The organism is Acidobacteriota bacterium (assembly GCA_016716905.1).
Lineage (GTDB): Bacteria > Acidobacteriota > Vicinamibacteria > Vicinamibacterales > SCN-69-37 > SYFT01.
In genome coordinates this window covers 317,975-336,628 of sequence record JADJUS010000022.1, presented here as the reverse complement: position 1 = coordinate 336,628, position 18,654 = coordinate 317,975, and the positions used below count along the sequence as shown (strand labels likewise).

Below are 18,654 nucleotides of genomic sequence, written 5' to 3'. Positions count from 1 at the left end.
GTTTCCATCACCCGCCGGACACCGGCGGAAGAAATGCGACATCGTCACCGTCGGCCACCGGCTGGGACATTCGCGAAAAGTTGGTATTGATCGCGCACGACACCGCGCGCTCGAACGGGGCCAGCGCCGGCGCCGTGACACACAAGGCACGCCACACCGTCGCGGCCGTTGCCGGAGTGGGCACCTCCACCATCAGGCTTTCTGCCCCGGCCAGCTCGCGCAGCCGTGCGAAGAGGCGCACGGTTACGCGCATGCGATCTCCAGCGCCCGCGCCCGCGCGGCCTCATCATCGGGATTCACGACTGCGCCTTCGACCCAGGCCTCGCCGTCCTCAAAAAATTCATGCTTCCACACCGGCGCGATCTGTTTGATCCGTTCGATGGCGTACCGGCATACCTGAAACGATTCTGCACGGTGGGCCGTGGCCGCGACGATGACGACGCTGGCCTCGCCGATGGAGAGGCGGCCCACGCGATGCGCGATGCCGAGCGCGGCGCCAGGCCAACGGTCCGCGGCCTCAGCTTGAATCTGCGCGAAGACTTTGAGGGCAAGCGCGTCGAAGGCCTCGTACTCGAGATACCTGACCGCGCGGCCCTGATGGGTGGCGCGCACCACGCCCAGGAACGACGCGAGGGCGCCGCACCCTTCGCCACGCGTGCGGACGGACGCCTCCACCTCCGCGGTGAGGGCGTCAACAGACAACGGGGCGCGGGTCACCGCCAGCATCAAACCAGTATACGTGTCAGCGTTCCAGGGCGGCTTCGACATGCGTGTAGCCGGGTCTGAAGACCCGGCTACACCGATGTCGACACCGCTTCAGCCCCGGCACGCGGCTTCGACGTCGGCCACGGTCTTCGGTATGGGCTGACCGAGCACGCGATGGCCGCCCTCGGTCACGAGCACATCGTCTTCGATGCGGTATCCCCGGGCGTCGCGGAATTTCTCGACTTCCGCGAAGTTGATGAACGCGGTGTGTGTGCCGTCGGCCTTCCACTGATCGATCAGCGCAGGAATGAAATAGAGGCCGGGCTCCACGGTGAGCACAAATCCGGGCTCCACTTCGCGGGCTAGCCGGAGATAGCCCAGGCCAAACTGGGTGCTGCGATCGAGGCCGGGCCGGTAACCGACGAGGCGCTCTTCGAGGTTCTCCATGTCGTGCACGTCCATGCCCAGCATGTGACCGAGCCCGTGGGGGAAAAACATCGCATGTGCGCCGGCCGCGACGGCCTCGTCCACGTCACCTTTCATGAGGCCTGCCGCCTTGAGGTCTGTGGCAAACGACCGGGCGGCCAGCAGGTGCACGTCCAGATAACGCACGCCCGGCTTGACAGCATCAATGGCAGCCAATTGCGCACGCAGCACCATTTCGTAGACGAGTTTCTGTTGCGCGGTGAATGTGCCGCCAACAGGGATGGTGCGTGTGATGTCGCTGGCGTTGTAGTGCGAGGTCTCGGCGCCTGAATCGAGAATCATCACGTCGCCGGCCTGCATCTGGTTGCGGTAGAACGGATTGTGCAGCGTTTCGCCGTGCACCGAACAAATCGGCGGAAACGAGAACCGGCCGCCGTGGGCGAGCGCGACGCGTGCAATCTCGGCGACGACCTCGTACTCATACTTGCCGGGACGCGCGGCACGCATGGCGGCTGCGTACATCTCTTTTGAGACGTTGACGGCCGCATCAAGGTCCGCCACTTCCTCGGCCGTCTTGTAGCTGCGCTGCGCGACGATCGCCTTATGGAAAACCTCCGACCGATAGGCGCGCGCCATCGTGCCGTGCAAACCTAGCAGTGCGGAGAGTTTTTCGGTGTGCTCGGCGCGATACGGCGCAAGAAAGTGCACCTTGCGGCCCTGGCGAATGGCTTCCGAAAGGCGATCCGCAAGCGCGCTCGACGACGCGTGTGCGGCGATGCCGGCGGGTGCGCACCGATCCGCCAGCGTCGGCAGCGGTCCTGACCACACAACGTCGGCCACTGTCTGGTCGTCGCCAAACAGCGTCTCGGTGTCCTGATCGATGTCGATGAGAGCGGCCAGGCCGGGCTGGTCGACCGCCCAGAAGTAGAGGAACGTGCTGTCCTGGCGGAAGGGGTAGATGTTGGCGGTGTAGTTCATCCCGACTTCCTCGTTGCCGAGGAAGAGCAGGAGACCGGAGCCGACGTCTTTTTTCAGGCGGTTGCGGCGGGCGCGATAGGTGTCGGGCGTGAACATGCGGCTATTGTCCCAGATTCCAGAAGTGATTGAGCGGTCCGTGTCCGTGGCCCAGGCCCGGCGCGTTCCGGATGGCGCCGGTCACGTACGCCTTCGCGCGGCGCGCCGCTTCTTCAGGGTCAGCGCCAAGCGCCAGGCACGCGGCCACGGCTGATGAAAACGTGCACCCGGTGCCGTGGGTATGCGGCGTGTCGATGCGTTCGGCGTCCAGTTCGATCACGCGCGAACCGTCGTGCCAGACGTCCACCGCGCGGCCCGTCATGTGCCCGCCCTTGACTATGGCAACGCGGGCACCCAGGCCGACGAGACGCGCCGCGGCTTCACGCTGGTCCGCGATGCTGGTGATGGTCAGGCCCGTCAACACTTCCGCCTCGGGAACGTTAGGGGTGAGCACGGTGGCCAGGGGTATCAGCCGGGTGCGCAGGGCGTCCACGGCAGATGATTCGAGCAGGTGGTCGCCACCTTTGGCCACCATGACCGGGTCGAGCACCACGAGCGGCAGGCTGAGTCGCGTGAGCGCGTCAGTCACCGCTTCGATGATTGCGGTGTTCGCCAGCATGCCGATTTTCGTAGCGGCCGGAGCCAGGTCCGACCACACGGCCTCGATTTGGGCGACGACGAGCGCGGGATCCAGTGCGTGCACAGCGGTCACCCCACGCGTGTTCTGGGCCGTGATCGCGGTGATGGCCGACAGGCCGTACACGCCGAATGCGGCAAACGTCTTGAGGTCGGCCTGGATGCCGGCGCCGCCGCCGGAGTCGCTGCCGGCGATTGTCAGTGCGGTGCGCATTCGTTAGAATCCAGGTGCATGTCTGTGAACATTGTCCGCGGGTCCCTTCTCGATGTGTCGCTCGGCGCCTCCGCGTCGGCTTCGTTTGTGCCGATGGCCCGCGCAGCCGCTGTGGTCTTTGCCGTGGCGCTGACCGCGCTTGCTGCCCAGTTTACGGTGGTCGTGCCGTTTACGGCGGTGCCGTTCACGTTCACGCCGCTGGTGGTCATGCTGGTGGGTGCCGCGCTGGGCTCGCGCCTGGGCGCCGCCTCCCAGGTGGCGTATCTGGCGGCCGGTCTTGCGGGCCTTCAGGTGTTTGCACCATCGGTTATTCTCCCGCCGGGCGCCGCCCGGCTGCTTGGTCCCACCGGGGGCTACCTGCTCGCGTATCCGCTCGCGGCGTTTGTGGTCGGCCGGTTGGCCGAGCGTGGCTGGGATCGCACGTTCCCCTCGTCAGTGACCGCAATGCTGGCCGGGCTTGTCGTGATCTACGCCGGTGGCCTCACCTGGATGATGGCGTACACGGGATCATTCCAGGCGGCGTTCACGCAGGGCGTGCTGCCGTTTGTCCTCGCGGACGTTGTGAAGGCAGTGATGGCCGCGCTGTTGCTCCCGCAAGCCTGGCGCTTCTTGTCCTCAGACAAGGTCTAGCGGGACCCCAGGACCCCAGGACCCTGGACTCTGGACCCTGGACCTATCTGACGTACCCCAAACTCCGCATCCGCTCGATCATTTCCTGATTGAGCGGTTGTCCCGTGCGCACCTGCGCGGGTGCGCGGCGCTTGCCATAGGTCGAGACCACGCGGGCCGGGTAACGGCCGGTGAAGTCCTGCGTGAAGAGCTCCCTCGCGGCGGTGCCCGCCAGATCGGACGCGCTCGGCACACCGAGCAGGGTCAGCACCGTTGGCGCCACTGCGGTTGGGGCGAGTTCTGTGAGCGCGGCTTGTGATGCAAGCGATCCGCTGATCGCCAACAGGCCTGCCGCAGCGTGTTGCACTCGTCCAGGCTGAAGGATGAGCACCACTTGCCGGTCAGCGTCTGGAATCCGTGCGAGCCAGCGCGCGAGCGCAACATCAAGAAACGAGTAGTAGGCCTCGAGGCCGCGCACACGGTCGGCGGTTGCCGACGTGGCCATTGGTGAGTTGTCCGCGCCCTGCAGGAGGGCGTGTTGCGCGATGTCCAGTCCCGGCAGATACACGGTCAGCAAATCGAGGGGGCCAAGGGCGGCATCGGCGCCGAGGTCGAGCACCGTGGCGTCCAGTTCGGCTGATCGCTTCAACACGCCTGTGATCTGATCGGGTTGTCCGTCTGGCCAGGTGTGCACGCTCGCGGCCGTCACTCGCGCGCGCCGCGCCTCCATGCCGCCGACGAGGGTTGCGTGGAGGGGCTCGGGCGCGATTTCGCCGGCGGGAGCGCCGCCTTGTTCCAGGCGCAGAATGGCGCGATCCGAGAGCACGATCCCCTGACCGGCTCCGGCCGGCCACGTCGCCCACCAGTGCACAACAGCCGTTCTCAGCCCGGCGGTTGCCGCCACTTCCCAGAACGCCGGGAGCACACGCTCATCGCCTGACGCGATCGTCGGGCTTGTGAGTCGCAGCAAGTCCGTCGCCGCGGTCAGCATGGAGAGCCCGGGTGATTCCGGCCGCAGCCGTCCATCCACGCCCGCCAGCTGCCGCGCCTGCAACGCGTGGATGCCATGCCGTTCAGGCGTCTGCGCCGTCGCGATCGTCGTCCACACACGAGCCGGGTCGCGGTTGGTGTCGTTGAGAAGGGTGGCCCGTGCCTGCGCAGTCAGCGCCCCGAGTGTGGGAAGGGCCCCGCTGGCTGTGAGGCGGGTGAGAGTGGGAATGTCCACGCCGTCGATCGCGATCACCACCACCCGCGCCCCTGTGGGCACCACAGCCAGCGGGGGAGCTACGGCCTCGGGCGCGGTCTGCGCAGACACCGCGAGAAGGGCGAGCGCGCCGACCAGTGCGACGACGCCGACCGGCAGGAGCACGCGCCACGACGACAGCGGCGATCCATGTTCCAGAGACCGCGCGAGGCCGAAGCGGACGAGCGTGGCGAGCACCGTCACGGTGACGGCATGGCCGACAAGCACACTGATCGCGACGGCAATCGCCATCACCAGGACCTGCGCGGGCACGCTGGCCAGCGGCCCCATCGGCGCGGAGGTGGTGCGCCACCACAGCGTGAGATACACCAGGCACGCGGCGGCCACGGCCAGGCCGGCCAATGTGGCTGCGCGGCGAGCGCGTGGCGCAAAGTTCGCGTCTGACGCGGCGCCGCGGGCGAGCGCCACGCCGGCCAGGGTCGCGGCGAACGCGAGCACCGCGGAGCCCGCGCCGAACAGCACCGCGAGATACCCGGCCAGCACCACCGCGTCGGTGACGTTGGTGACCAGGCCCGGCAGACGGGCAGACAGCCCGACGGCCGCCGCCGGCCCCAGAAGGACGCCGGCCAATGCGCCGATGCGCAAGCTGGCCCCGAGCGCCAGCGACCATCCGCGGCCGCGAGTGGCGGCCCGGCCCAGCACAAACCGGTCCACGCGTGCGTCCAGATACCCGAGCGCGCGCAACTGCTCGCGGAGGTCGTCGACGCGGGCTGGTGGTTTCTCGCCGCCTTCCACTACAACCTCCGCGCGGCGACGAAGTCGGCGAGTTCACCGAGCCGTGCGGCCCGCTGGCCAAACGGCGCCAGTGCCATGGTGGCGGTGCGGCAGAGCTCATGCGCCAGTTCACGCGCGCCCTCGACGCCACTGAAAGAAACGAACGTGGTTTTGCGCGCATCGTGCCGCACGGCCTTGCCGGTTTCCTCCGGCGTGCCGATCACGTCGAGCAGGTCGTCCACCACTTGAAACGCGAGGCCGAGGTTCTTGGCGTAGGCGGTCAACGCCGCGACATCGGCGGCTGAACCTCCTGCGGTCAGGGCGCCTGCGGTGGCGGCCGCACTGAACAACACACCGGTCTTGCGTCGGTGAATGCGTTCGAGGGTCTCGAAGTTCAGAGTGGCGTCCGTAGCCAGGACGTCCTCGGCCTGTCCTGCCACGAGCCCATCCAGGCCAACCGCATCGGCGCACAAGGAGATCAGGCGTGCCGCCAGCGGCGCGTCATAACTGCGAGCCAGGTGCCGATAGGCCTCGTTCAACAGGCCGAAGGCCGCAAGCACGGCGACAGCTTCGCCGTACACGGTGTGCACCGTCGGACGGCCGCGCCGTAGCGGCGCGTCATCCATACACGGCAGATCATCGAGGATGAGAGACGACGCGTGAATGGCTTCGATCGCGCAGGCCGCCGGGAGGGCGCGCGAAGGGTGACCGCACAAGTCCGCCGCCAGCAGCACGACCACGGCGCGCACGCGCTTGGAAGGCGCGAGTAGCGTGTAGCGCATGGCGTCGGTGACCTGGGAGGCAGACGCCGCCTGCGTCCCTGGCGCCGGCACCATGAGATCAAGGGCTCGCGCGATGGTGTCCTGTGATTCCGTGAAGAATGCTGGCAGCGAGTGCATCGGCACGTCAGCGTGTGAACACCAGCAGGTACTGGTAGCGCAGGAACGTATGGTGTGCGTGCAGGCGCAGGCCGGCCAACTTGGCGTCTCGAATGATGATCTCTGGCTCCAGCCGTTCCTCCATGTCAGGCCCTGGGCCGTACACATCTTTCCGGAAATCCACGATGCCGAGCCGCCCGTTTGGCGCCAGGGACTTCGCGAGGTGCTTCAGCATCGAAACGGGGGTCTCAATCTGGGGATACGTATCAACGATCAGCACCGCATCAAGGTTGTCGGGCAACCTTGGATCAACCGCAGTGCCCTGCACCGTCTCGACGTTGCGCAACCCCTCGCGCTCCACGCGCCGATTGATGGAGTCGATCATCTGCCGCTGGATGTCTTCGGCAAAGACACGCCCGTTTGGTCCGACCCTGCGGGCCAGCCGCACGGTGAACCAACCGCCGCCGGCGCCCACATCCGCGACACGGGCGCCATCAGCGATGCCGAGTTCATCCATGATGCGATCGGGCTCCTGCCACTCATCGCGATCGGGCCCCTCAAGCTCACCCAGTTTTTCCGGTGGAAAGAGGCGGCCGTGGGGTGCTCGCTGCTGCTGGGCAGACGTGGCGGAGGCCCACGCACACAACGCGCCGGCCACAACAACCATCGTCACTCCACCGCGAACCCCGGCCAGCATGCGTCAATCCTATACCGCTCCAGCGGCAGGTTTATACTCAGGGAATGGCGTCGAAGTTCTTTGAGAGCATGGTGGAGTTGATCACGCGGACAGCCACGGACCTGCCGCCCGATGTACGTCAGGCCATGCGCCACGCGATGGGCCAGGAGCCTGAAGGCACACGGGGCGCCCAGGCGCTGGCGGTGATTGCCGAAAATATCGATCAGGCGGCCGCGTGCGAGGGCCCCATCTGCCAGGACACCGGATGGGCCACCTTCGAGGTGCATACCCCGGTGGGCGTCAATCAGATGTGGGTGCGCGCGCAGATTCGTGACGCGGTCGCCGAGGCGACCAGGCGCGGCAAGCTGCGCTCGAACTCCGTGGACTCGATCACGGGTGAGAACAGCGGCGACAATCTCGGGCCGGGCACTCCCGTAATCCACTTCGACCAGTGGGAACGCGACGATATCGAAGTCAGGCTGCTCCTCAAGGGGGGCGGTTGCGAAAACGTCAACGCCCAATACGCGCTCCCGGTTGAACTCGATCATCTGGGCCGCGCCGACCGGTCGCTTGAAGGCGTGCGCAAGTGCATCCTGCACGCCATCTGGAAGGCCCAGGGCAAGGGCTGCAGCCCTGGCGCGGTCGGCGTGTGCGTGGGCGGCGATCGCACCGCCGGCTACCAGCATGCGAAAGAGCAACTCTTCAGGACGCTTGATGACGTGAATCCCGATGCGCGGCTGGCCGACATTGAGGCGCAGGTGATGGCCACGGTCAACAGCATCGGCGTGGGCACGATGGGCTTTGGCGGAGCGGTGTCGCTCATTGGATGCAAGATCGGCGCAATCAATCGACTGCCCGCGAGTTTCTTCGTGTCAGTGGCGTACGACTGCTGGGCGTTCCGCCGTCTCGGCGTCCACGTGGATGCGACCACCGGCGACATCACGCGATGGCTCTATCGCGATCCGTCTGTGGCCGGTGCGCCGATGCTGCCTGCGGGAACGGCCGGTGGATTTCCACGGACGGGCCGCGAAGTGGTGTTGAAGGCACCGATTGATGAGGCGACGATCCGCAGCCTGAAAGTGGGCGACGTGGTGCTGGTGTCGGGTCGCGTCTACACCGGTCGCGATGCGGTGCATTCGCGTCTGATGAAAGAGGCCCCCCCGGCGGACTTGCGCGGAGGCGTGCTCTATCACTGCGGGCCTGTGGTGAAGAAAGACGGCGACACCTGGACCGTGACCGCCGCCGGACCAACCACGAGCATGCGCGAAGAGCCGTATCAAGCCGACATCATCGGCCGCTACGGCGTGCGCGCCGTGATGGGCAAGGGCGGGATGGGCGCCAAAACCCTGGCCGGGCTCAAGGAACATGGCGCCGTGTACCTCAACGCGATTGGCGGCGCCGCGCAGTTCTACGCCCGCTGCATCACCGGCGTAGACGATGTGTCGTGGTTGGAGCTGGGCACGCCAGAGGCGATGTGGCACCTCCAGACCCACGAATTCCCGGCGATTGTGACCATGGACGCAAACGGCAACAGCCTGCACCAGGTGGTGGAGGAAGACTCTGGGCGGCAGCTCAAACTGCTGAAGTGAACCGCCCTCCCCTTGCCGCTATAATCAAGGGATGATCAACGTCACGGAAACGGCCGCCACCAAGATCGCGGAACTGCTCGTCGAGGAAGGCCGGCTGGGGGCCGGGCTGCGGGTGTTTGTGCAGGGCGGCGGGTGTTCAGGGTTCCAGTACGGCCTGATGATCGATGAGGGCGATGGCAACGCCGATGCGGACCAGGTGTTCGAGGTCAACGGTGTGAAGTTGCTCGTTGATCCGATCAGCCTGCGGTACCTGAGCGGCGCCGAAGTGGACTTCGTCGACAACAACATGGGTGGCGGATTCACCATCAAGAATCCGAACGCCAAGTCCACCTGCGGCTGCGGTTCGTCATTCAGCGCCTGAGCGGCGGGTCCGCGCGTATGCAGTCGGCCTCCGAGTTCATCGAGCAGCGGCGGCCTGCCGGTGGCCGGCGCTCGGGCAAACGCGACTTCATCGTGCAGGTCTTCCTGCGGCAGGAAGGCCACCTCGCGGCCGACGAACTCGTCGATCTCATACGTGCCGAAGACGCGCGCATCAGCCGCGCCACGATCTACCGCACGCTCCAGTGGATGGTGGACGCCGGCATCGCGCGCAAAGTGGACTTTGGCGAGGGGCGCTACCGGTTCGAACATTCGTATCGCCATCCCCGGCATTTCCATCTCATCTGCAAGACCTGCAATCAATCCTACGAGTTCCTCAGTTCCGACATCGAAGCGCTGGTGGAGGAAGTGGCCGAAGCGCGCAACTTCGCCGCGCGCCAGAGCGTGCTGCAGATTTATGGCACGTGCGTGAACTGTCAGAGCGGGCGGCAGCCCGAGCGCGTGACCGCCCCCACGGAGGCGCTGTTTGCGCGCGACGCCCTGCGCATTGCCATCGCCACCGAGCGGAGCGGCCTGGAGTTTTATGCGCGGGCAGCCGCGTTGACCGGTGACGCGCGGGGGCGCCGGGTGTTTCGCCGCTTGGCGGACGAAGAGAAGGAACACCTGGGCAAACTCGAAGCGCGTTACCGCGAGTTGCTCGCCGAGGACCCTACGCTCGAGGCGCACCCGACGTTCCTGTTCTTCAAAGGCGCAGCCCATGGCCTGTTCGCGGCGGGCACGGCCGAGCTGCGGCAGGGCGCCGACGACCGGCAGGCGCTGCTTGTGGGGATCAAGTGCGAACGCGGCTCGCACCAGTTTTTCAAACGCTACGGCGATCGCTTCGAGGAGTCGGAAGGCAAGCGCATCTTCCTGGAGTTCGCCGACGAGGAACGTGAGCATCTCGACCTGCTCATTCGCGAGTACCGCAACCTGGTGGAACGGCAGAAAGCTGCCGGCAAGGTCGCGCCAAAGGCCCGCGTCTCCAGGAAACGCCGGTGAGGCCGGTCCGGATGATCGATTTGCATATGCACACGACTGCCTCCGACGGGCGATCCACGCCGTCGCAGCTTGTGGAAGAAGTGGTGGCCATGGGAATCACGACCATGGCCGTGGTGGACCACGACACCACTGCCGCCTGGGATGAGGTGAGTGGGGCTGCTGCGGCCACTGGCGTGGCCTGCCTGCCCGGGATTGAGATCACGGCCGTCGATCACGGGAAAGACGTTCACATGCTCGGCTATTCTTTCGACCGGAACTATCCCGAACTCGTGACGTTCCTCTCGACCCAACGTGAAGACCGCAAGCGCCGGTTGCGCGAGATCGGTGATCGGCTCGAGCGCCTCGGTGTGCCGGTTGATCTCGAGAATGCGATGGCTGAAGCGGCTCGCAGCGCGGGGCGGGCGGTGGGGCGCCCGATGGCCGCGATCGCCCTTGTCAAGGCCGGGCACGTGGCAAGTATCAAGGAGGCCTTTGATCGGTACCTGGGCGAGGGCTGTCCGGCCTTCATCGAACGCCAGGGGGCCAATCCGGCTGACGTCGTGGCGCTGATCGCGCGCGCCGGCGGTGTGGCGTCGCTTGCGCATCCCGGCAAGACGCAGAAAGACCATCTCATCCCGGCGCTCATCGAGGCGGGACTCCCGGCGATCGAGGTGTATCACCCGGAACACGATACGGCCGAGACCGCCCGATACCGTCAGATGGCCGATACCTTCAATCTGTTGGCAACCGGAGGGTCCGACTACCACGGTGTAGGGAGCGGGCGCTCCCAGGGGCTTGGGCAGTTCCACCTGCCGGCGGCGGATTTTGCACGGCTGGCCGAACGCACAGGCTGGCCCATTCCCTCCTGATGGCGCAACCGCCGGCCGCCACGCCTCTCGTTGAAATTGCCGGCCTTCGAAAACAGTACGGAGGGCTGCGGCCGCTGCGCATCAATGCGCTGTCGGTGGCGCCGAGTGAACGCGTTACGTTGCGGGGGCTCGACGCCCAGGCCGCCGAGATGCTCGTACTTCTCGTCACCGGCGCGTCGCTACCCGATGATGGAACGGTGCGCATCGCAGGACGTGACACGCGCGAGATCACGACTGACACCCAATGGCTCACGTCGCTGGATGTGTTCGGCATGGTCACCGCCCGCGCCGTGTTGCTCGACAGCCTCACACTGGAGTCCAACCTGGCGTTGCCGATGACGCTGTCGATCGACCCGGTGTCGAGCGAGGTCCGCGCGACTGTCGCGGCGCTGGCTCAGGAAGTGGAGCTCGACGCCGCATTGTCAGCGCACGTCAACACGCTGTCTGAAGCCGCGCGCGTTCGAGTGCATCTGGCGCGGGCGCTCGCGACGGACCCGCGCATGTTGCTGCTTGAGCATCCGACGGCAAGGCTGGCGCCCGAGGAGGCCACGGCCTTTGGCCGACTGTTAGCCTCGATCGGTGAACGCCGGAACATCGCGTGGCTCGCGCTCACCGAGGATGAGGCGTTTGTCGCGGCCGCCGGCGGCCGGCTGGGCCAGCTCGTGGCCGCATCCGGCGACGTCCGAGTGCCCACCACCCGGCGGTGGGGGAGGTTCTGGTGACGCTCGTCTTGTTTGATATTGACGGCACGCTCATTTCATCCGGCCGCGCCGGCGTGCGAGGCATGAACCGATCGTTCGAGCGGCTCTTTGGTGTCACAGGCGCACTCGATGCCGTGCCCGTGGCCGGCCGCACCGACCGTGCGATCGTGACCGAGGCGCTGGCGCGCGCGGGGCAACCGGCGGGAGACGCCGCGGTCCTCCGGTTACGGGATGCCTATTGCGAGGATCTGCAGGCAGCGCTCGCGGACCCGCAGGCGCATTCCGGCGCGATCCTGCCGGGCGTCGTGCCGCTGCTCGACGCGCTTGACTCACTCGCCGCGCGCGACGAGGTGGCCGTGGGGTTGCTGACGGGGAACTTCGCGCGCGGCGCGGCGCTCAAGCTGGGGCACTTCGATTTGTGGCGGCGTTTCAGGTTCGGCGCGTTTGGCGATCACCACGCGGAGCGTCGCGCCCTCGTGCCGTTGGCCGTGGAGGCTGCGGTGGCCGCAGGGCATCCACGTTTCGAGGCGGCCGACATCGTGGTGATTGGAGACACTCCGCTCGATGTGGACTGTGCCCACGCCTACGGCGCGAGAGCCGTGGCCGTCGCGACCGGGATCTTTTCGTATGAGGAGTTGGCTGCGACCAGACCCGCGCACACCCTGCACACGCTCGAGGCCCTGACGGTCGAGGCACTGATCGGCTAGAGCGGTGGAGTTGGCGGAAGCTCGTGGGAGTCGAACCCACCCTTCCCGCCGGAGGCGGGGAGCGGCCGGTTTTGAAGACCGGGAGGGCCACCGGGCCCCGGGAGCTTCCCCCGGGGTTCTCCATCAACGGCCAAGGGACGTACCGGCTCCGAGCCCAGGCCCGGAGCCGCAGATGTTATTCGTCGAGCAGACGGACTTCGCCCGCGCGCGGTCCCTTGGGTGAATCCTCGATGGTGAATTCCACCCGTTGACCTTCGCGCAGCAGCTCAAACACCGCGCCACGGATGGCGGACCGGTGGAAGAAGTGCTCCACGCCCGCTTCGTCCCGAATGAAACCAAAACCCTTGTCGATCAACAAACGTGCAATCGTGCCATTCGGCATGACTGTTCCTCCGAGGGGTGCCCGAAAACACCCCCAACAAGCTTTCGTGAAGTGAATCGGGTTCAGTCTAGGCATGGGATTGGCCATTAGTCAATGAGCCAATGGGGCAATGGGCCGTTTGGGCAATGCCCTCTTCGTAGGGCGGCCTGGGTATCAAGGCCGCCGAGCATCGCGGCGTTGAGACCCACGCCGCGCTACGAAATGCGCGCAATTTTGGCTCATTGCCGCATTGGCCAATTGCCTCATTGTGTCTGTCCCCCCTATAATGGAGAACTCAAGTGTGGGCCTGTGGCGCAGCTGGGAGCGCGCCTGGATGGCATTCAGGAGGTCACCGGTTCGATCCCGGTCAGGTCCACCAACCTTCGCCAATCGCTCGCTACGCTCGCGGCTTCGGCTGGCAGGCTCAACCTTCGCCAATCGCTCGCTACGCTCGCGGCTCCGGTTGGCAAGCTCAACCTTCGCTCGCCCACGGCGAGCTTCCCAGACTACCCAAAACGTGACCTCGCCGCTGGCGGCCGTCGCGGCTATGCTACGGCGCATGCGTCCTAATCGACTGATGTGGTGTGCCGCCGGGCTGGTGCTGGTATTGTCCTGGGCGCCTGCGGCGCAGGATGTCCCAAAGACGGAGTTCCAGAAGCTTGAAGCGCTCGCGGCTTCGTACCCGGAGGAGCGCAGGGCAATCAGCAATCCCGTGCCGCGCAGTCCGGGGGCACTCGCCGTTGACCGCGGTCCGGTCATGACGCTCGAACAGGCTCGGTCCCTGGCCGATCAGGCCGCGGGATTCCTGACGCGGCTGAGAGCGATTGACACGTCACAACTGACGCACGAGCAGTGGCTGCTGTATGGGATTGCCGAAGCACAGGCACGCATCGACGCGGACAATTCACCCGAATTTTTCTGGCTGCAAAGCGTTGTCACGCCCTACCTTTCGCCCCTGCGCACGCTGACGACCACGTTTGCCGCCGCGCCACTGGCCACTGCGGCTCAGCGTGATGCCTACATCGCGGCACTGCACCAGTTACCCGCCACCATGAAGGCGTACGAAGTGCGGCTGGAACAGCAGACCGAACACGGCGTGGCGCTACCGACAGAAGAACTGCGGTTGGTGACTGCGTTCATCCGCTCGTTCGCGGCGCCGCCGCCGAAAAGCCCGTTTTCCGTGACGACGGCGCGCTTGTCCGTCGTGCCCACCGAGGGACAGGCCGAGCAGGCCGACCAGGCCGCGTTCCAGAAGCGCGTGGACGACGTGGTGGCCGCGCAAGTGAATCCGGCCGTGGAGCGGTTGGCGGCCTACATCGATGGCCCGTACCGCAAGCGGACCGTGAAGCTGGTTGGGCTGTCGCAGTACCCCAACGGTCCCGCCTATTACCGCTACCTGATTCGCATGCACACCGGGCTTGACCTGACGCCGCAACAGATTCACGACCGCGGCCTGGCCGAGGTCACGCGCATCAACGCGGCGCTTGATGGCCTGCGCGCCGAGGCTGGCTTCTCGGGGTCGCTCGAGGACTTCAAGACGTTCCTGCGCACCGATCGGCGCTTCTATCCCACGCGGAGCGAAGAACTCGGTGAACGCATGATGGCCGCCATCCGGATCATCGAACCGAAAATGCTCCAGTTCTTTTCGATGATGCCGAAGGCGCCGTACGGCGTGCGGCGACTGGCTCCCGAGTTGGAGCCTTCCATGACGTACGGTTTCTACAGTCTGCCGGACGCGCGCGAGCCGATGGGGCTGTATCACTTCAACGGGCTCAATCCGGAGACGCGGTCGCTGACGATGGTGACCGCGATTGTGTTTCATGAGCTGCTGCCGGGGCATCACTACCAGATGACGCGGCTTGCGGAAAACGCGGCGCTGACCGGTGCACGAAAGACCGCGCGATATACGGCCTACACGGAAGGGTGGGGTGAATATGCCTCGGACGTGGCCTGGGAGATGGGCGCGTATCCCGATGTGTACGCGAAGGCCGGCCGGCTTGGCATGGACCTGTTCACGTCATCGCGGCTGGTGGTGGACACGGGCATGAACGCGCTGGGCTGGTCGCGCGAGCGGGCGATGCAGTTCATGAAAGACAACACGTTTGAGTCTGACGCGCAGATCGACACCGAGACTCTGCGGTATTCCACGGACATGCCGGGTCAGGCGCTGGCGTACAAGCTGGGTGCGCTGGCGATCAGGGACGCGCGCGAGCGTGTGACGAAGGCGCAGGGCGCGGCGTTCGACATCCGGAAATTCCACGACTACCTGCTCGACGCCGGACCGATTCCGCTTGGCATGTTCGAACAGCACTTCGGCTGCTGGCTCGACGGTGAGCGCCACAAGAAGTGACGCGCGCTGGATGGTGCGCGGCGCTCAGAACCCCCGCCCGGTCGTGGCGCTCCAGCGGGGATTCACGACGTTGTTGAAGATGGACCCGAACTGGTAGCTGAATCCCACAAGAGTGCGGTAGCGATAGCCCGTCTCCAGGCGGCGCAGGCGCAGCAGCACTTCTTCGTCGGTGGCCCCGCCCGCCGCCAGATAGATCTGGTCGCGCACACGGGCATAACTGCCTTCAATGTTCAGGCTCAACCCACGGAAGAGTCGCACGTCCGCATCGACGAAGAAGTCGAGATTATGTTTCGACGCGTCGTGGAGGAACGATGAGTACGCGGCCGAGGCGCGCCAGGTGCCCCACTGCTGTCGCAAGGCCAGAATGGCCGCCAGCCGATGATCGAACAGCGTTTCCTCGTCCTTCCCCAACAGCGTCGTCTCGTAGTAGTTCACGCGGGAGACGCCAACCGAGTACTGCAGGACCATCGATCGGCGTGTGGAGTCTGCATACGGGAAGTAGTCCCACTCGAGGCCCACAGCGTGGCGCGTCTCAAGCTTTTCGTTGGACTGCGTGCTCGACCGCACTTCGAAACGCGCCAGAGCCGCCCAATGCGCCAGTCCAATGCTCTTGACCGCCGAGCCGCCGAAGTTCCAGGAGTCGGACTCGCTCTTGACCACGCGGCCGTCACTGAGCGTGAACTCGCTGTTATTAAAATCCAGATTTCCGCTGAACGAGAACTTCCAGGCCGGCGTCGTCCGGTTGCCTGAGAAGTTGCCGCGCAGGCGCTTGCTGTTCTGGCGCGATTCGCCGTTGAGTTCCAGGCTGGACCCCAGCCGGAAGATCCATGAGTTCCACGGGTCGTTGCCGGCAGTGGCCGACACGGCCGCTTGCCCGGCTGGACGCGAATACTGAAGCGAGAAGCGGGGCCCCTCGGACGTCCGCAGGAGAAACTGCGTGAGCCCGAGGGCAAACGTCCGCGAGACCCCGCGCCGGCGTTCGTCCTCGGTGTCCGATCCACTGCTCGTAAACGTCAGCTTCTGCCGAAGGTCTGCGAACGTTCCCTGGCCGATGAAATCGTACGTGTATTCGCGCCCGCCAGACGCGGTGTTCTGGGTCGAGACGAGCACGTGCACGTCGGCATCCTGCTGCGCGTTCACATAACTGACGTAGGTGATGTCTTGGCGCAGGTTGTTGAAGTCACATTGGGAACAGTCCAGAAAAACCTTCAGGCTCGATTGCGCCGACGCTTCCCCGGCCGAACCCACCATCATCACCAGAACAGCAGCCACCGCCGCTGCACCCCGCTGAACCATGCGCCGATAAGTCATACCGTGAGACATACGCCTTCCTGGTCGCCCCGATGCAGGGGCGCCACTTACAACGTGCACAATTCTACTGGCGGACGCTGCGCGGCGGCGTCATTTCGGACAGCGAGAGTAGTGACTCGCAGCATGTCTAAGAAACCTTCGTGAATGACGAGGGCCCGTTCAGCCAGTACAGCCCGATCAGGATTCCAGCCGTGATGGCAGTCACCGGCTCCGCTGTCATGAGGTAGCCCACAGCCGCGAGGATGCAGGCGCCTTCGAGCAGTAACCAGACGGGTAACACGGCCGTCACGACTTCCGGTCGCATCCAGTACTGCTCCTCCGACTGCCCGGGCCGGCGAACGGGGACCCGGCGGCGCATGAAGAGGAGCGCGACCGCAGCCATCACGACGCCAATGGCGCACATGCCGTACGCGAGCGTCGTCGTGGCCTGGCCCGGGGGCAGGACTTCCGGTATGCCACGCGACCGCAGCACGAGAAAGACCACGGCGACCGCGCCGAGACCAATGCCGAGGAACTTGTGGAGCAGCGCGGGGGAAGCCTGGGTCGCCATTACTTCGGAAGCCTCACAAACCGCAGATTCTGCACTGAGTCTTCGCCCGGCGGCGTTGATACCACCAGTTCCGTCAGCCGGCCCGCACTGTCGCGAGTGAAGTGCATCCGCACTGACACCGCGCTGTCCACCCCAAGGCCGCGCAGGAAACGGTCGCGCGTGACAGGACGCACGGTCAGGTCCGGCTGTCCACGCCGCCGCCACACGAGCCGGTCGCCTCTCGCCTCGAACTGCCATGCCGCACCAAGATCCGGGTTGAACCAGGCGCCGGAGTATTCGAGCAGCGCGGCCGTTGATGGACGCCAGACTTCGGCGTCGGGGACTCGCTCCATCACCTCAACCGAACGTCCGTTCCAGGAGACGTCCAGCCGTAACGGAGTGCCAACAGCCGGCGCTCGAAAGACGAAGATGCCCACGTTGCCCGTGGTCCCGATCTCAAAGAAGCGGCCGTCTCCTGCCGGTGTCATGGGGAAAAACGTCTCATCGGCGGCGTCATCAAACAGCACTTCACCCAGGCCACCATTCCTGACCTCGATGGGGAGCAGATCCCATGGATCATCGACCGACCGGTAGATGCCCGAATACCGCTGAAGTTCCTGCGTCGTCATCGTCACGGCCGCTGGCGCCGGAGGCCGCGCGGAGACCGGGGTCAACACCGACGCGAGATAGAGATCCGCCACTCCTTCCGAGAATCTGAATGCTTCCAAATTATCGGAGTTGCAGAGGGTCGCAACCGTGAACTCCTGATCGGGAAAACGCATGAACCACGCCTGCATGCCCGCTGGGTGCCCACCGCGAAGAACGGTGCGCAGTCCGCGGTAGGTATCCACGCGAAGGCCGAACGCGTACGGAATGGTGTCGCCATTGGCCAGGGTTGGGCGACTCGCCATGCGAGCCATCATCGCGGCCGTTCCAACAGTCGGCGAACTGAAGTTCCGATCCCACCGTGCCAGATCATCGATCGACGTGTAGACGTTGTCGCCTCCAAACGTCTGCGAGGACGGAAAGTGCACGGCCAGGCCCCGCGGCGTTGTGCTATGGCCCACCGCACGGTCCTTGCGCGCACCCGCGCCGCCATCATCAACAAACGTCCCCGCCATCCCCAGCGGGCCGAACACCGTGCGCTGCATGTGTTCGCCGAACGGGACGCCGGCCGCGCGTTCGACGATGAGTCCTAGTAGGCCGTAGTCGGAGTGACTGTATTCGTGTGTGGTGGAGGGGTCGAAATTCAGCGCGCGCTGCGCCGCCATCAAACCGAGAAACTCCGCACCGTTGGCCACCGGCCGGGCGGAAAGCACTTGCAGGGTTTCGAAGTCGCGGAGACCGGTGGTGTGTTGCAGCAGGTCGCGCACGCGGATGGGACTGCCGTAGTCCGGCAGCTCCGGCATCCACTTGCGTACGTCGTCATCCATCGAGAGCCGGCCGCTCTGTTCAAGCAGAAACACCGCGAGTGTTGTGAACGGTTTCGAGGCGGAACCCAGGTTGAAGGCCGAGCGCGGAGTGATCGGGCGTCCGTCTTCGAGGCTCGCAACGCCATACCCTCGTGCGAGGACGATTTCGCCCTTCCGATAGACGCCAACGGCGCAGCCAGGTGTGTCGGGCCGGATCTGGGCAAGAAAGAGGGCATCCACCTGCCCGGCGAGTGCGGCGTCCTGTTCAGGGGCCGCCGCCGGCGCGCAAGACGCCAGTGCCGTGGAGACGGTAAACAGTGCAGACGCGTGGAGCAGCCACTTCCGCATGGGGCG

19 protein-coding genes and 2 tRNA genes are annotated in these 18,654 nt (G+C 65.7%); 9 read left to right on the top strand and 12 right to left on the bottom strand.

Translation table 11 applies throughout. The annotated features are described in order from the left end of the window. Window positions 1-7: 7 nt before the first annotated feature. The 4 genes from IPL75_17665 to thiD all read right to left on the bottom strand — a co-directional run bounded on the left by IPL75_17665 (window position 8) and on the right by thiD (window position 2,995). A complete protein-coding gene (locus IPL75_17665) occupies window positions 8-253 on the bottom strand; it encodes a MoaD/ThiS family protein (protein MBK9242025.1) in 246 nt (81 codons plus the stop codon). Beyond that, entirely contained in the window at window positions 244-726 is a 483-nt protein-coding gene (locus IPL75_17660) for a molybdenum cofactor biosynthesis protein MoaE (protein ID MBK9242024.1), read from the bottom strand. Before IPL75_17660 ends, IPL75_17665 begins: the two co-directional genes overlap by 10 nt. A 90-nt stretch (window positions 727-816) precedes the next feature. Continuing rightward, window positions 817-2,205: an aminopeptidase P family protein gene (locus IPL75_17655; GenBank protein MBK9242023.1), complete on the bottom strand. Its 1,389-nt coding sequence runs from the start codon at window positions 2,203-2,205 to the stop codon at window positions 817-819. A 4-nt stretch (window positions 2,206-2,209) separates the two neighbouring features. Next, a complete protein-coding gene (gene thiD / locus IPL75_17650) occupies window positions 2,210-2,995 on the bottom strand; it encodes a bifunctional hydroxymethylpyrimidine kinase/phosphomethylpyrimidine kinase (protein ID MBK9242022.1) in 786 nt (261 codons plus the stop codon). Window positions 2,996-3,088: 93 nt separating this feature from the next. On the opposite strand from thiD, the gene IPL75_17645 reads away from it, so the two are divergent. Continuing rightward, window positions 3,089-3,625 (top strand): biotin transporter BioY, encoded by a 537-nt coding sequence (locus IPL75_17645; GenBank protein ID MBK9242021.1) that lies wholly within the window; start codon window positions 3,089-3,091, stop codon window positions 3,623-3,625. 43 nt (window positions 3,626-3,668) lie between these two features. Here IPL75_17645 and IPL75_17640 read toward each other — a convergent pair whose 3' ends face one another. From IPL75_17640 to IPL75_17630, 3 genes are read right to left on the bottom strand one after another with little or no spacing between them, the layout of a single operon-like run. After that, the gene (locus tag IPL75_17640) at window positions 3,669-5,603 is read right to left on the bottom strand and encodes an alkaline phosphatase family protein (GenBank protein MBK9242020.1); all 1,935 of its coding nucleotides are present in this window, start codon (window positions 5,601-5,603) and stop codon (window positions 3,669-3,671) included. Beyond that, window positions 5,603-6,481: a polyprenyl synthetase family protein gene (locus tag IPL75_17635; protein MBK9242019.1), complete on the bottom strand. Its 879-nt coding sequence runs from the start codon at window positions 6,479-6,481 to the stop codon at window positions 5,603-5,605. The genes IPL75_17640 and IPL75_17635 overlap by 1 nt, the downstream gene beginning before the upstream one ends. 7 nt (window positions 6,482-6,488) lie before the next feature. Beyond that, window positions 6,489-7,157, bottom strand: a complete 669-nt coding sequence (locus IPL75_17630; GenBank protein ID MBK9242018.1) for a methyltransferase domain-containing protein — start codon at window positions 7,155-7,157, stop codon at window positions 6,489-6,491. 44 nt (window positions 7,158-7,201) lie between these two features. Here IPL75_17630 and IPL75_17625 point away from each other — a divergent pair, with 44 nt between their 5' ends. The 6 genes from IPL75_17625 to IPL75_17600 are packed head-to-tail and all read left to right on the top strand — an operon-like array spanning window position 7,202 to window position 12,337. Then, window positions 7,202-8,725: a fumarate hydratase gene (locus IPL75_17625; GenBank protein ID MBK9242017.1), complete on the top strand. Its 1,524-nt coding sequence runs from the start codon at window positions 7,202-7,204 to the stop codon at window positions 8,723-8,725. Between the two features lie 31 nt (window positions 8,726-8,756). Next, entirely contained in the window at window positions 8,757-9,086 is a 330-nt protein-coding gene (erpA, locus tag IPL75_17620; GenBank protein MBK9242016.1) for an iron-sulfur cluster insertion protein ErpA, read from the top strand. Window positions 9,087-9,103: 17 nt separating this feature from the next. Continuing rightward, window positions 9,104-10,081, top strand: a complete 978-nt coding sequence (locus tag IPL75_17615) for a transcriptional repressor (protein MBK9242015.1) — start codon at window positions 9,104-9,106, stop codon at window positions 10,079-10,081. A gap of 26 nt (window positions 10,082-10,107) precedes the next feature. Continuing rightward, window positions 10,108-10,929 (top strand): PHP domain-containing protein, encoded by an 822-nt coding sequence (locus IPL75_17610; GenBank protein ID MBK9242014.1) that lies wholly within the window; start codon window positions 10,108-10,110, stop codon window positions 10,927-10,929. Beyond that, window positions 10,929-11,651, top strand: a complete 723-nt coding sequence (locus IPL75_17605) for an ATP-binding cassette domain-containing protein (protein ID MBK9242013.1) — start codon at window positions 10,929-10,931, stop codon at window positions 11,649-11,651. The genes IPL75_17610 and IPL75_17605 overlap by 1 nt, the downstream gene beginning before the upstream one ends. Beyond that, entirely contained in the window at window positions 11,648-12,337 is a 690-nt protein-coding gene (locus IPL75_17600) for a haloacid dehalogenase-like hydrolase (protein MBK9242012.1), read from the top strand. Before IPL75_17605 ends, IPL75_17600 begins: the two co-directional genes overlap by 4 nt. Window positions 12,338-12,348: 11 nt before the next feature. On the opposite strand, the gene IPL75_17595 is transcribed toward IPL75_17600, so the two are convergent. Together IPL75_17595 and IPL75_17590 are read right to left on the bottom strand one after the other, a co-directional pair. Continuing rightward, window positions 12,349-12,446, bottom strand: a tRNA-Sec gene (locus IPL75_17595). A 66-nt stretch (window positions 12,447-12,512) separates the two neighbouring features. Then, window positions 12,513-12,719, bottom strand: coding sequence for a cold shock domain-containing protein (locus IPL75_17590; protein MBK9242011.1), 207 nt, complete (start codon window positions 12,717-12,719; stop codon window positions 12,513-12,515). 282 nt (window positions 12,720-13,001) lie between these two features. On the opposite strand from IPL75_17590, the gene IPL75_17585 reads away from it, so the two are divergent. Continuing rightward, window positions 13,002-13,077: transfer RNA gene (locus IPL75_17585), tRNA-Ala, on the top strand. Between the two features lie 180 nt (window positions 13,078-13,257). Next, window positions 13,258-15,048, top strand: coding sequence for a DUF885 domain-containing protein (locus tag IPL75_17580; GenBank protein MBK9242010.1), 1,791 nt, complete (start codon window positions 13,258-13,260; stop codon window positions 15,046-15,048). A gap of 24 nt (window positions 15,049-15,072) precedes the next feature. Here the strand turns inward: IPL75_17580 and IPL75_17575 are convergent, their stop codons facing one another. The 3 genes from IPL75_17575 to IPL75_17565 all read right to left on the bottom strand — a co-directional run bounded on the left by IPL75_17575 (window position 15,073) and on the right by IPL75_17565 (window position 18,648). Then, window positions 15,073-16,344 (bottom strand): hypothetical protein, encoded by a 1,272-nt coding sequence (locus IPL75_17575; GenBank protein ID MBK9242009.1) that lies wholly within the window; start codon window positions 16,342-16,344, stop codon window positions 15,073-15,075. Window positions 16,345-16,486: 142 nt separating this feature from the next. Continuing rightward, entirely contained in the window at window positions 16,487-16,909 is a 423-nt protein-coding gene (locus tag IPL75_17570; GenBank protein ID MBK9242008.1) for a hypothetical protein, read from the bottom strand. After that, window positions 16,909-18,648: a beta-lactamase family protein gene (locus IPL75_17565; GenBank protein ID MBK9242007.1), complete on the bottom strand. Its 1,740-nt coding sequence runs from the start codon at window positions 18,646-18,648 to the stop codon at window positions 16,909-16,911. Before IPL75_17565 ends, IPL75_17570 begins: the two co-directional genes overlap by 1 nt. Window positions 18,649-18,654: the final 6 nt, after the last annotated feature.